At 64.4% G+C, this 12,066-nt stretch carries 13 protein-coding genes; 1 reads left to right on the top strand and 12 read right to left on the bottom strand.

From position 1 onward, the window contains the following. Positions 1-39: 39 nt before the first annotated feature. From F3H35_RS09195 to F3H35_RS09215, 5 genes are all read right to left on the bottom strand, one after another. Positions 40-528 carry a GNAT family N-acetyltransferase gene (locus tag F3H35_RS09195; protein ID WP_149779326.1) on the bottom strand — a complete coding sequence of 163 codons (489 nt, stop codon included), beginning with the start codon at positions 526-528 and terminating at the stop codon, positions 40-42. Beyond that, complete coding sequence (locus tag F3H35_RS09200) at positions 525-1,136, bottom strand: VOC family protein (protein ID WP_149779327.1); 612 nt, start codon at positions 1,134-1,136, stop codon at positions 525-527. Before F3H35_RS09200 ends, F3H35_RS09195 begins: the two co-directional genes overlap by 4 nt. Positions 1,137-1,318: 182 nt before the next feature. Continuing rightward, on the bottom strand, positions 1,319-1,831 hold the full coding sequence (locus tag F3H35_RS09205; RefSeq protein WP_223228368.1) for an MAPEG family protein: 513 nt from the start codon (positions 1,829-1,831) through the stop codon (positions 1,319-1,321). A gap of 75 nt (positions 1,832-1,906) precedes the next feature. Next, a complete protein-coding gene (gene scpA, locus F3H35_RS09210) occupies positions 1,907-4,036 on the bottom strand; it encodes a methylmalonyl-CoA mutase (protein WP_149779329.1) in 2,130 nt (709 codons plus the stop codon). Continuing rightward, complete coding sequence (locus F3H35_RS09215) at positions 4,008-4,955, bottom strand: hypothetical protein (protein WP_149779330.1); 948 nt, start codon at positions 4,953-4,955, stop codon at positions 4,008-4,010. The genes scpA and F3H35_RS09215 overlap by 29 nt, the downstream gene beginning before the upstream one ends. Positions 4,956-5,130: 175 nt before the next feature. On the opposite strand from F3H35_RS09215, the gene F3H35_RS09220 reads away from it, so the two are divergent. Continuing rightward, complete coding sequence (locus F3H35_RS09220; protein ID WP_149779331.1) at positions 5,131-5,589, top strand: DUF4174 domain-containing protein; 459 nt, start codon at positions 5,131-5,133, stop codon at positions 5,587-5,589. Positions 5,590-5,602: 13 nt separating this feature from the next. On the opposite strand, the gene F3H35_RS09225 is transcribed toward F3H35_RS09220, so the two are convergent. The 7 genes from F3H35_RS09225 to F3H35_RS09250 form a co-directional block, all read right to left on the bottom strand. After that, positions 5,603-6,130, bottom strand: a complete 528-nt coding sequence (locus tag F3H35_RS09225) for a hypothetical protein (protein WP_149779332.1) — start codon at positions 6,128-6,130, stop codon at positions 5,603-5,605. Positions 6,131-6,134: 4 nt separating this feature from the next. Then, entirely contained in the window at positions 6,135-8,135 is a 2,001-nt protein-coding gene (locus F3H35_RS09230) for an acetyl-CoA carboxylase biotin carboxylase subunit (RefSeq protein ID WP_149779333.1), read from the bottom strand. A 117-nt stretch (positions 8,136-8,252) separates the two neighbouring features. Continuing rightward, entirely contained in the window at positions 8,253-8,462 is a 210-nt protein-coding gene (locus F3H35_RS09235) for a hypothetical protein (protein WP_149779334.1), read from the bottom strand. 373 nt (positions 8,463-8,835) lie between these two features. After that, positions 8,836-9,222 carry a hypothetical protein gene (locus tag F3H35_RS09240; protein ID WP_149779335.1) on the bottom strand — a complete coding sequence of 129 codons (387 nt, stop codon included), beginning with the start codon at positions 9,220-9,222 and terminating at the stop codon, positions 8,836-8,838. A 240-nt stretch (positions 9,223-9,462) separates the two neighbouring features. Beyond that, entirely contained in the window at positions 9,463-9,600 is a 138-nt protein-coding gene (locus tag F3H35_RS18850; protein WP_007814500.1) for a hypothetical protein, read from the bottom strand. Positions 9,601-9,814: 214 nt separating this feature from the next. Beyond that, entirely contained in the window at positions 9,815-10,231 is a 417-nt protein-coding gene (locus tag F3H35_RS09245) for a DUF6497 family protein (protein ID WP_149779336.1), read from the bottom strand. A gap of 12 nt (positions 10,232-10,243) precedes the next feature. After that, positions 10,244-11,776 (bottom strand): acyl-CoA carboxylase subunit beta, encoded by a 1,533-nt coding sequence (locus F3H35_RS09250; protein WP_149779337.1) that lies wholly within the window; start codon positions 11,774-11,776, stop codon positions 10,244-10,246. Between the last annotated feature and the right edge of the window lie 290 nt (positions 11,777-12,066).

The raw sequence follows: 12,066 nt of genomic DNA on the forward strand, positions 1-12,066 counted from the left end.
TAAAACCTACCCGCTTTCCCGGGCCCTGTCAGCGCGCACTCACAGCTGTTTCTGCAAAAGAATCAGATCCAGCCAACGCCCGAATTTCCAACCGATTTGCGGCAGGACCGCGACGCGCGCATATCCCAGCCGCTCATGAAAGGCCACCCCACCCGGGTTTTCCCCGCTCACCGCAGCGATCATCGAATACATACCGGCACCACAGGCGTGATCCTCGAGCCGCTGCATCAGCAGCCGTCCCAGACCGCGCCCGCGTGCCGACGGGTCCAGCGTGATCGAATGCTCGGCCGTGCGCGCATAGCCCGGACCGGGGCGGAACTGGCCATAGCTTGCCACCCCAAGCAGCGCGCCCGCCTCTTCGACCACAAGCAGTCCATGCCCCAGATCGCGCTTGGCTGCGATGTCATCCGCCACATCCTGCGCGGTCTTTTCGCGGGTGGTGAAGGTGATGGTCGTGTCGCGGATCACCGGATTGACCAGCGCGGCGATGGCTTGGGCATCGGCCGCCTCGGCATCGCGCAGGATCATTCCAGCACCCTCAGCCCACCGGGCGTGCTGATCTCGGCCCGCAAGGATGGCGCACCGATCTCGAACACTACACGCGCGTCACTCAGATCCGGGCCCAGCATATCCGCCAGCCGCCCGGCCTCGGGATGGCGCACCACCAGCCGCGCCAGCCCGCAGCCCGACGCGGTCAGCCTCTCGGCGGGATGCGCGTCGCACTCCCATTGCATGAGCGCGGGAAAGACACCATCGAAGGCCAAGCGCCCGTCGCGCGGCACCGCCATGCGCCAGCGCAAATCTCCCCGCGCCAGCGCCACGGGCGCCCCGGCTTGCGGATAGCGCACCAGCGCAGACCCCAGATCGTCGCTGCGGCAGATCCATGTCTGCAGCCTCGGGGCCGCATCGAACCGGTCCAGATCGAACCACCGCGCCCCCTCCGGCGCCGGCGCCTCCGGATCGATCGCGATCACCTCCAGATACAGCCCGTCCTCCAACCCCAGAAGCAGGTTATGCGTGCCGAAATGCGCATGCTTTCCGCCCGGCTGCAACCGCACGCCCAAGGCAGCCTCCACAGCCGCCCGCCCCTCTTCGAGATCGCGCGCCGCCACTGCCAGATGATCGAGCCTCAGCATCCGAACTCTCTCCTGCCACTCCTGACGCTCATTCTAAAGCGTTTCGCGAAAAACCTGAATCACAGATTTTCGCGACATGCAGTGCTGCGGTCCATCGTTATACGCGGTCCGCATCTGTCTGATGCCTCAGGCCAAAGGCGGGCCGCTTTAAACCCCTTGGATCCTCCGGGCCATCGCAGCCATCATCCCGCCCCCGCCAGACGTGCCAGCGCCCAGACCGCCACAAGCACGGTCGGCCAGAAACCCGCCGCGAATCCGAAGACCCGCAAGAGCCCGCCCTTGTGATATCCCAGCCAGAACAGCAGCCGCGCCACCGCGAAGCCCACACCAAGCGAGGCGATCACACCCGGCCCCGCATCGCCCAGCATCACCGCAGCCGCAGGCCAGATGCACAGCGCCAGCACCAGTTGCTCGACCGTGTTCTGCAACACCTTCTGATCCACCGCCGCCGGACCGTGCAAGGCCCCGCCCGCGCGCATCTCGTCATCTCCCAACCGGCGCAGCGCCACCCGCAAGACCATCGCCAGCGCCACCAGCCCCGGCACAAGAAACGACACCATGATCGTCGGCATAAGCGTGAAAACCGGCAGCGTGACGAACCGCGCCGCCCCCCATAACAGCAGCACCGCCCACAAAAACCCGGCCCCCGAGGCCATCATCGCGCCAAGCCGTCCGCCCATCTGCCCGCCTTTCATCGTTCCCCAAATACTCCGGGGGTGAATTGGCCGCAGGCCAAGAGGGGGCAAGGCCCCCTCCCGCCCGCGATCCTGTCAGCCCCGCGCCTCGCGGATGAGACGCAGGATATCCTGTGCCGCATCGGGAATGTTGGTGCCCGGGCCAAAGATCGCCTTGACGCCCGCCGCCTTGAGAAATTCATAATCCTGCTGCGGGATGACGCCGCCGCAGATCACGATGATATCGCCTGCATCCCTTGCCTTCAGCGCCTCGATCAGCTTGGGCGCCAGTGTCTTGTGGCCCGCCGCCTGGCTCGAGATGCCGACCACATGCACATCATTGTCGATGGCGTCCTGCGCGGCCTCCTCGGGCGTCTGGAACAGCGGGCCCACATCCACGTCGAAGCCGATATCGGCAAAGGCCGTGGCGATCACCTTGGCGCCCCGGTCATGGCCGTCCTGCCCCATCTTGACCACCAGCATGCGCGGGCGGCGCCCCTCGGCCTCGGCGAAATCCTCGACCGATTTCTGGATCGCGGCAAAGCCGGCATCGCCCTCATAGGCGGCGCCATAGACACCGGCCAGCGTCTTGACCTCGGCGCGGTGCCGGCCGAACTGCTTTTCCATCGCCATGCTGATTTCCCCCACGGATGCGCGTTGACGGGCGGCCTCGACCGCCGCCTCCAGTAGATTGCCGCCCTCGGCGGCGCGGCGCGTGACCTCCTCGAGGGCCGCGGTGCAGGCGGCCTCGTCGCGGTTGGCGCGGATGTTCTCCAGCCGGGCGATCTGACTGTCGCGCACGGCGGAATTGTCGATATCCAGAAGGTCGATCGGGTCTTCCTTGTCGCGGCGATACTTGTTGACGCCCACGATCACCTCCTGGCCGCGGTCAATCATCGCCTGCCTGGTGGCGGCACTTTCCTCGATGCGCAGCTTGGGCATGCCGCTTGCGACGGCCTTGGTCATGCCGCCCATCTCCTCGACCTCTTCCATCAGCGCCCAGGCTTTCTCGGCCAGATCCGCGGTCAGCTTCTCGACGTAATAGGATCCCGCCAGCGGATCGACCACCTTGGTCACGCCGGTTTCCTCCTGCAGGATCAGCTGGGTGTTGCGCGCGATGCGGGCGCTGAAATCGGTGGGCAGGGCCATCGCCTCGTCCAGCGCATTGGTGTGCAGCGATTGCGTGCCGCCCAGAACCGCGCTCAGCGCCTCATAGGCGGTGCGCACGACGTTGTTGTAGGGGTCCTGCTCTTGCAAGGAAACGCCGCTGGTCTGGCAATGGGTGCGCAGCATCTTGGAGGTGTCGTTCTTGGCGCCGAATTCGGTCATCACCCGGTGCCACAACAGACGCGCGGCGCGCAGCTTTGCGGCCTCCATGAAGAAATTCATCCCGATGGCGAAGAAGAACGACAGGCGCGGCGCGAAACGATCCACATCCATCCCCGCCGCGATTGCCGCGCGCACATATTCGCGCCCGTCAGCCAGGGTATAGGCCAGCTCCTGCACCAGGTTCGCGCCCGCCTCCTGCATATGGTAGCCCGAGATCGAGATCGAGTTGAAGCGCGGCATCTCGTTCGAGGTGTATTCGATGATGTCCGACACGATCCGCATCGACGGCTCGGGCGGGTAGATATAGGTGTTGCGCACCATGAATTCCTTGAGGATGTCGTTCTGGATGGTGCCCGACAGGTCCTTGCGCGCCACACCCTGCTCCTCGCCGGCGACGATGTAATTGGCCAGCACCGGGATCACCGCGCCGTTCATCGTCATCGACACGCTGACCTGGTCCAGCGGGATGCCGTCGAACAGGATCTTCATGTCCTCGACGCTGTCGATCGCCACACCGGCCTTGCCCACATCGCCCTCGACGCGCGGGTGATCGCTGTCATAGCCGCGATGGGTCGCCAGATCGAAGGCCACCGATACGCCCTGCTGTCCCGCCGCAAGGTTGCGCCGGTAGAACGCGTTCGATTCCTCGGCGGTCGAGAAGCCGGCATATTGCCGGATCGTCCAGGGGCGTCCGGCATACATCGTCGCGCGCGGGCCGCGCGTGAACGGCGCCTGACCGGGGATCGAGCCCAGATGCTCCAGCCCCTCCAGATCCTCTTCGGTGTAGAGCGGCGCGATGTCGATCCCTTCGAGGGTCTTCCATGTCAGATCCTCCAGCGGACGGCCCTTCAGCTCGGCCTCGGCGATCTTACGCCAGTCGTCTTTCTTCGATCCCATTGCGGTGTCCTCTTGTCGTCTGACCGGCGGGCGGATGTGTCCCCGCCTTGGCCGGTCCGGTTTCCTCGAATAGTGTCGCAAGCCCATCCGCCCCGGCGCGCAGCCAGAACAGATCGTCTGCATATACCTCGCTCAGCGCGGCGCTTTGCGCCCGGGTGAAGGGCTGCCAGCGCGCGTCATCTTCGCCCTCGCCCAACCGGGCGGGATCGCCGCCGCGGGCCGCCACCGCCCGGCGCAGATCGCCCAGCATCGGCGCGCGGTTGAGCCATTCGCGCGCATGGGCGCGCGGCATCTCCGCCTCCGGGCGGCCGGTCATCACCGCAAGCCGCTGCACAGGGCGGCTCGCGCTTTGTTCATGGGTCAGCACGATGATCTCGGCGCCGGGCAAGGCGCAGGCCAGATCGGTAATGACATCACGCCAACTGCGCGGGCTCGAGGCCAACGCCGCGATCTGCGCCGCAAGCGGGATCCGGTGCCCGCGCAGCACCGAATAGGCCAGCACCGAGGCCCAGTAACTGTCCAGCCCGCGCACGCTCAGCACCACGCGGCTCACGCGACCGCCGAACGCCTCGGCAAAGCGCGCCATGCGCAGACCGGCGCCCGCGTAAAGCGCACCATCGCGCAGGTTACGGCGCGGCGCGCCCAGCATGTTCTCGTCGCTGACCAGCAGCACCGCCATGCCCGCCGCCTCCGCCTTGTGCAGATGAAGTGCGATGCGCCCGCGCGCACGGCTCAACTGGCCCGGCGCATCGCGCAGGCCCGGCTCAGCAATCACGCCGCTCAGCAGCCCGTCGCGCGTCTTGCGCGGCTCCCAGACCTCAATGCCGCCGCGGCCGAGCACGCCCGCATTGCGCCGCAGGTAATGCTGCAGGCTGGTCGAGGCGGTCCGATGCGCCCCCAGATGCAGAATGATCTCCATGATGTCACAGCCCCTTTGCCGGTCAACCGCCCGATGCGGATTGGAAAACCCGTTCTGACCCCATGCTGCGCGCGCAAAACTGAGGATGGGATTAACGTTCGAATTTTCCGTGACCTCGGGGAATTCAGTCTTCGCAATTGTCCGTATCGATCCTATATCTTGTCCGACAGGAGCGATGATGCAGAAGATATTTGCCTTTCTTTTCATGGCCGTTCTGGCCATTCCCGCCACCGCACAACAGGCGGAGGACGCGAACGGCATGTTCGATCCGCAGATCGTCTTTTCCAGCGACGAGGCGGATTTGAGCGAGTTTTTATGGATAAAACGTCCGCTGATCGTGTTTGCCGACACGCCCGCCGATCCGCGGTATATCCAGCAGATGGAATATATCTCGCAGCGGCTTGACGATCTGGACGCGCGCGATGTCGTCGTTCTGACCGATACCGACCCTTCGGCCAACAGCGATCTGCGCCGCAAGTTCCGGCCGCGCGGCTTCATGCTGGTGCTGACCGGCAAGGACGGCACGATATATCTGCGCAAGCCGTTTCCCTGGGATGTGCGGGAAATCTCGCGCACCATCGACAAGCTGCCGACCCGCCAGCAGGAAATGCGCGAGCGCGGCGGCGGCAGCTGATTTAGCGCCGCCATCATCCCGCCCCCATCGCCACGACCAGCAGGCCGCTATCGGGGTCGAGAATGATGATCGTGCCGCTGACCGCATCCCAGGCCAGAACGCCGCGCCGGTTCTGCAGCGCGCGCAGGAATGCATCCTCCATCGGCGCGCTCATGCACACCCGCCCTTCCAGGGCGGCGCGGCGCATGGCCATGCCCCTGGGCCGGTCGATATCGACCAGCGCGACCAACCCCTCATCGGGTGACACACCGCGCATATCGAGTGCCGCGCGCCCCTGACGATCAAGCTGCTGCAGCATGGCGCGCACCCCCGACACCAGCGGCATCTGCGACTTCACATCGGCCGCGCTCAGCCGGAACATCGCTGCCGCACAATCGCGCTCGGCCTGAAAGGCGAGGGTCTCGGCGATGGAAAACCACTCCGCCAGCCGCGCGCGCAGCGCCGCCTCATCCTCGCGGGTGCAGGCCCCCGTAAGACCCAGACAGGCCAGCGCCAAAGGCACCAGCCGCCCGGCCCGGATATGACCCGCGAGGCGTGTCATCTGATCACTCGAACTCCATGATCACTTCATCCACCGCAAGGCTGTCGCCCGGACCGGCGTGGATCTTGGTGACAATGGCCTTCTTCTCGGCCCGCAGGATGTTTTCCATCTTCATCGCCTCCACGGTGCACAGCGCCTGCCCTTCCTGAACCTCGTCGCCCTCGGCCACATTGACCTTCACGATCAGGCCCGGCATCGGACACAGCAGCAGCTTGGATGTATCAGGCGGCAGTTTCTCGGGCATTAACGCCGCAAGTTCGGCCTGACGCGGGGTGCGCACATGCACCTTGATATCAGCGCCCCGGCTGCGGATGCGGAACCCGCCAGAAACCTTGCCCACCTTCAGCACCAGAGGATCGCCCCCGACCATCAGATGCGCCAGCTGATCGCCCGGCGTCCAGTCGCTGGTCACCCGCAGCGTCGCGCCATCCGCGAAACCGATGGTCGAGCCTTCGCGGTCCGCCTTCACCGTCACGGCATACTCATGCCCCTGCAGTGACACGACCCACGCCTCGCCCACGCGGCGCTCGTGGTTGTCCATGCGACCCGATACGCGGGTGCGGCGAATCTCGGCCACCCGGTGCATCGCCGCACAGCCCGCCGCGATCCGCCGCAGCGCATCCTCGCCCAACTGCACCCCGTCGAACCCGTCGGGATATTCCTCGGCGATGAAGGCGGTGGTCATGTCGCCCGCCACGAACTTCGGATGATCCATCACCGCACTCAGGAACGGCAGGTTATGGCCGATCCCCTCGACCTCGAAGGCATCGAGCGCGTTGCGCATCCCTTCGATCGCCTCCAGACGGGTATGCCCCCAGGTGCACAGCTTGGCGATCATCGGGTCGTAATACATCGAGATTTCGCCCCCCTCGTAGACGCCGGTATCGTTGCGCACGATAGCGCCCTCGACATCCAGCTCCTGCGGCGGGCGATAGCGCGTCAGCCGCCCGATCGAGGGCAGGAAGTTGCGGTAGGGATCCTCGGCATAAAGCCGGCTTTCCATCGCCCAACCGTTCAGCTTCACATCCTCCTGACGCAGCGACAGCGTCTCGCCATAGGCGACGCGGATCATCTGCTCGACCAGATCGATCCCGGTGATCAGTTCGGTCACCGGATGCTCCACCTGCAGGCGGGTGTTCATCTCGAGGAAATAGAAATTCCGCTCGCCATCGACGATGAATTCCACCGTTCCCGCGCTGGCATAGCCCACCGCGTGCGACAGCTTCAGCGCCTGTTCTCCCATCGCCTTGCGGGTGGCCTCGTCAAGGAAGGGGCTCGGGGCCTCTTCGATGACCTTCTGATTGCGCCGCTGGATCGAACATTCGCGCTCGCCCAGATAGACGCCGTTGCCATGGGTGTCGCACAGCACCTGAATTTCGATATGCCGGGGCTGCGTCACGAATTTTTCGATGAAGATACGGTCATCGCCGAAACTGCTGGCCGCCTCGTTCTTCGAGCTTTCGAAGCCTTCGCGCGCTTCCTCGTCGGTCCAGGCGATTCGCATCCCCTTGCCGCCGCCGCCCGCGCTGGCCTTGATCATCACCGGATAGCCGATCTGCTGGCTGATCTTGACCGCCTCATCGGCATCGGCAATCAGTCCCATGACGCCAGGCACGGTCGAAACGCCGGCCTCCTGCGCGATTTTCTTCGAGGTGATCTTGTCCCCCATCGCCTCGATCGCGCCCTTGGGCGGTCCGATGAAGGCCACGCCCTCGGCCTCGAGTGCCGCCGCGAATTTCGGGTTTTCCGACAGGAAGCCATAACCGGGATGGACCGCCTCGGCGCCGGTCTGGCGGATCGCGTCCATCACCTTGTCGATCACGATATAGGATTCGTTTGCCGGGGGCGGGCCGATATGCACCGCCTCGTCCGCCATCTGCACATGCAGCGCCTGCGCGTCGGCATCCGAATAGATCGCAACGGTCTGAATGCCCATCCTGCGGGCGGTCTTGATCACCCGGCAGGCAATTTCGCCCCGGTTCGCGATCAGGATCTTCTTGAACATATCTCGTCCCTTCCTCCGGTTTCGGGCCGATAGCTGCCCGCAATAAAAAGACCACCGGCGCAAGGCGCACCGGTGGTCATGGTGGTGACATCACGCGCCCTCAGGACGCGGGTGAATTCAGCGGCAGCGGCCCGGATAGGCCTTGCAATAGGCGACGTTGCCAGCCGCCCCGACAAGCGCGCCGGTCGCGATGCTGCCATTGAGCACCGCTGCGGTGCCCGCTCCTGCGCCAGCCCCCAGAAGCGCCTGCTCGGGCAGGCTTTCGCCACAGCCCGCAAGCACTGCCAGCCCGACAATCGCGGCACCTCGTAAAAGCAATTTCTGCATGTCTCTCGACCTCTCCATTCTGCTGTCGCAAACCGGCTTTCACAGTGCGACAGGCCACGGCGCGCGTCAAAGCGCAGACCGTTCCGGCCAGCATAATGGGCGGACCCCCGCCGAAAGCGGCAAGACGCTGAAGATAATGGAAAAACGGGCGGCTTGCGCCGCATGGCGCAACGCCGCCCGACAGGGGAAGGGTAACGGATCGGACGCAGGGTCCAAGCCCCTTGGGGACGGGGCTCCACTACGGCAATCACCGTGTCTTTGGCCTCCGTGAAAGCCAAGCCCGGACGCGCCGACGCGCGGGAATCGGCCATATTTCGCGTAAATTGGCGCAGGCTTGGCAAGAAAGCGCCGCAGCGGTCCGTCCGAGGGGGCATCACCACTCCTCCGGATCGTCGAAATCATCGGACTCGTCGGCATCCTCGAACACGTCCGGAAACGAAGCGCGCGCCACATCCACATCCAGCACCAGAAGCGCCTCGTAGCTCGTGGGATCGAACGGCTCTTCGGCGGGTTTGACCTCGCGCCCGATCAACCAGCTCAGACGACCTGCATCCAGATTGCCGCGCTCGAAAGGCTGATCGCCGAAACACTCCCACAAGGCCCGAACAAAGCCCTCATCGGCGCGCCGGTCCGCGGCCTTGCGGTCGCGATACCGTTCGCGGCGGATGATCGCGGTGGCACCTTTGGGATTGGCGCGGCGCACGGTGAACTGGAAATCGGTTCCCGGCAAACGGCCCGGAAACCCGCGGTGCTTCAGCATGGGAGGTGCTCCAACGGCATGACATGGCCCATCGCGGCGCATCGCTCACCCGGGCGCGCAGCGCGACCGCCGCATGTCGGCGTCACGACGCAAGGCACGGGTGCTACGCGGCGCGCGGCACGAAGGCTATCGAAACATGGAAAGGGGAAAGGGCGTGTCCGCGTCAGGCGCGAATCGCCGCGCAGGACATCCGAGTTTGAGGCAGGCCCGAAGGCCTGCCTCAGCAAGTCCCGAAAGGGCTTACTTGTACTTGCCTGTGGAAACGGGCTCGGCCGTGACCGGCTCGACCACGACGAATTCTTCTTCGGCCTGCTGTGCGCAAGCTGCGACGAAGGCAACCAGACCGATGGCCAGAATGCTCTTGATGCTGTTCGACATAAGTGTCTCCTGTGTCCTTGTAAGGGCACGCGCGGCAGAGCGCGCGTTTGATGCCCGAGTTCCGAGGTATGGGTTACTTGGGTGCAACCGAGGGCCACAATATCCGAATTTTTCGACAATGCATACGCGGCATGAGCAAACACCCGCGTATGTGGCGGCAAAGCCTCAACCATGACACGAGACAGGCTATTGCCCTCAAGATATTGTAGCGTCATCAGAACTCCTCCCAGATGCAGGTGCCATCCTCGATCCGGTAGGCTTCGAACACCTGCGTCACATCCAGGTCGAACACCCCGAATTCCGCCGGGTGATCGGCCAGCGAGATGACCACCTGACGCGGCTGCGGACCGATCGCCGGCAGGCGCGGAATCGCATAGGAAATGCACAGATATTCAAGGTCGGCCATGATGCTGTCGAACTCTTCCTTGCCGGTGAACTCCGGCGCCACGAACCGAAAGCGATAGGTCAGCCCCTGCCCCGGCTGATCCGAGATCACCTCCTGCAAACCCGCCTCCAGCCCAGAGGGCAGGACAAGGCGCTCCTCCTTCGCCTTGTCCTGCTGCGCCGTGGCCGGGCCGGCGATCGCCAGCACCAATGCCATGGCGGGGATATGCGCCCCGATGGGCCTCATGCCCCTATCCCGTCACAGCGGAATGTTGTCGTGTTTTTTCCACGGCATCTGCCGGTCCTTGTTGCGCAGCGCGGCAAAGGCGCGACTCACGCGCTTGCGGGTGCTGCGCGGCTGGATCACCTCGTCGATGAAACCCCGCTCGGCGGCCACGAAAGGATTGGCGAAGCGGTCCTCGTAATCCTGTGTGCGCTGCGCGATCTTCTCGGCATCGCCCAATTCCGAACGATACAGGATCTCTGTCGCGCCCTTGGCCCCCATCACCGCCACTTCCGAGGTGGGCCAGGCATAGTTGATATCGCCCCGCAGATGCTTGGAGGACATCACCACATAAGCCCCGCCATAGGCCTTGCGCGTGATGACCGTGACCTTGGGCACCGTCGCCTCGCCATAGGCGAACAGCAGCTTGGCGCCATGCTTGATGACCCCGTCATGCTCCTGCTTGGTGCCGGGCAGGAAGCCGGGCACATCCACGAAGGTCAGGATCGGGATTTCGAAGCAATCACAGAACCGCACGAACCGCGCCGCCTTGCGGCTGCTGTCGATGTCCAGACAGCCCGCCAGAACCATCGGCTGATTGGCCACGACACCCACCGTGCGCCCTTCGAGACGGATGAAACCGGTGATGATGTTCTTGGCGAAATCCTCCTGAATTTCGTAGAAATCCCCCTCATCAGCGACCTTGGTGATCAATTCCTTCATGTCATAGGGCATGTTGGGATTGGCCGGAACCAGCGTATCGAGGCTGGGCTCCAAGCGGTCCGAATCGTCGAAGAAGGGGCGCACCGGCACCGGCTCGCGGTTGTTGAGCGGCAGGAAATCCACCAGGCGGCGCACCTCGGCCATGGCCTCCACGTCATTCTCGAACGCGCCATCCGCGACCGAGCTCTTGCGCGTGTGGGTCGAGGCGCCGCCAAGCTCTTCGGCGCTCACCTGCTCGTTGGTGACGGTCTTGACCACGTCAGGCCCGGTCACGAACATGTACGAGCTGTCGCGCACCATGAAGATGAAATCCGTCATCGCAGGCGAATAGACCGCACCGCCCGCACAAGGCCCCATGATCACGCTGATCTGCGGCACCACGCCCGAGGCCTCGATATTGCGCTGGAACACTTCGCCATAGCCCGCAAGACTGTCGACGCCTTCCTGGATGCGCGCACCACCCGAATCGTTGATCCCGATCACCGGCGCGCCGTTCTGCATCGCCATATCCATGATCTTGCAGATCTTCATCGCATGCGTCGCACTGACCGAGCCGCCCAGAACGGTGAAATCCTGACTGAACACATAAACCTGACGGCCATTGATCGTGCCCCAGCCGGTGACCACCCCATCGCCATAGGGGCGGTTTTCCTCCATGCCGAAATCGATGCAGCGATGCGCCACGAACATGTCGAACTCTTCGAAGCTGCCTTCGTCCAGCAAAAGCTCGATCCGCTCGCGCGCGGTCAGCTTGCCCTTGGAATGCTGTGCGTCGATCCGCGTCTGACCACCGCCCAGCCGAGCCTCGCCGCGGCGATCCTCGAGTTCGCGAAGAATGTCTTTCATGGCGCTCCCCTTGCGATTTTGGCCGACCATATGGAAATTACCGCGCGGCACAAAGCGAAAACCGGCAAATTTGCAAAGCACTGCAAAGATCTTGCTGCAAATTTGAAAATATGCAAATTTCCTTGGGGCCATCCCGGTGGCCATCCCGGCCCGGCCGCCTCGCCCTCTCTCGTCCTTCGCACCCGGCCGCACCAGGCGCACGCGACTTCGAAGTCGCGTCCCAAGGCCGTTCGAACGGCCTTGCCCCCCGCCTTCTGTGCATCCCGCAACAGGGCGATGTGCGTGGACAA

This window comes from Roseovarius litoreus (genome assembly GCF_900142765.1).
Lineage (GTDB): Bacteria > Pseudomonadota > Alphaproteobacteria > Rhodobacterales > Rhodobacteraceae > Roseovarius > Roseovarius litoreus.

Excerpts from the sequence above, each read along its gene's own strand:
- scpA (WP_149779329.1), bottom strand. The coding sequence starts at position 4,036 with ATGGGATCGAAGAAAGACGACTGGCGTAAGATCGCCGAGGCCGAGCTG.
- F3H35_RS09200 (WP_149779327.1), bottom strand. The coding sequence starts at position 1,136 with ATGCTGAGGCTCGATCATCTGGCAGTGGCGGCGCGCGATCTCGAAGAG.
- F3H35_RS09245 (WP_149779336.1), bottom strand. The coding sequence starts at position 10,231 with ATGAGGCCCATCGGGGCGCATATCCCCGCCATGGCATTGGTGCTGGCG.
- F3H35_RS09215 (WP_149779330.1), bottom strand. The coding sequence starts at position 4,955 with ATGGAGATCATTCTGCATCTGGGGGCGCATCGGACCGCCTCGACCAGC.
- F3H35_RS09235 (WP_149779334.1), bottom strand. The coding sequence starts at position 8,462 with ATGCAGAAATTGCTTTTACGAGGTGCCGCGATTGTCGGGCTGGCAGTG.
- F3H35_RS09250 (WP_149779337.1), bottom strand. The coding sequence starts at position 11,776 with ATGAAAGACATTCTTCGCGAACTCGAGGATCGCCGCGGCGAGGCTCGG.
- F3H35_RS09230 (WP_149779333.1), bottom strand. The coding sequence starts at position 8,135 with ATGTTCAAGAAGATCCTGATCGCGAACCGGGGCGAAATTGCCTGCCGG.
- F3H35_RS09205 (WP_223228368.1), bottom strand. The coding sequence starts at position 1,831 with ATGAAAGGCGGGCAGATGGGCGGACGGCTTGGCGCGATGATGGCCTCG.
- F3H35_RS09225 (WP_149779332.1), bottom strand. The coding sequence starts at position 6,130 with ATGACACGCCTCGCGGGTCATATCCGGGCCGGGCGGCTGGTGCCTTTG.
- F3H35_RS09195 (WP_149779326.1), bottom strand. The coding sequence starts at position 528 with ATGATCCTGCGCGATGCCGAGGCGGCCGATGCCCAAGCCATCGCCGCG.
- F3H35_RS09220 (WP_149779331.1), top strand. The coding sequence starts at position 5,131 with ATGATGCAGAAGATATTTGCCTTTCTTTTCATGGCCGTTCTGGCCATT.
- F3H35_RS09240 (WP_149779335.1), bottom strand. The coding sequence starts at position 9,222 with ATGCTGAAGCACCGCGGGTTTCCGGGCCGTTTGCCGGGAACCGATTTC.
- F3H35_RS18850 (WP_007814500.1), bottom strand. The coding sequence starts at position 9,600 with ATGTCGAACAGCATCAAGAGCATTCTGGCCATCGGTCTGGTTGCCTTC.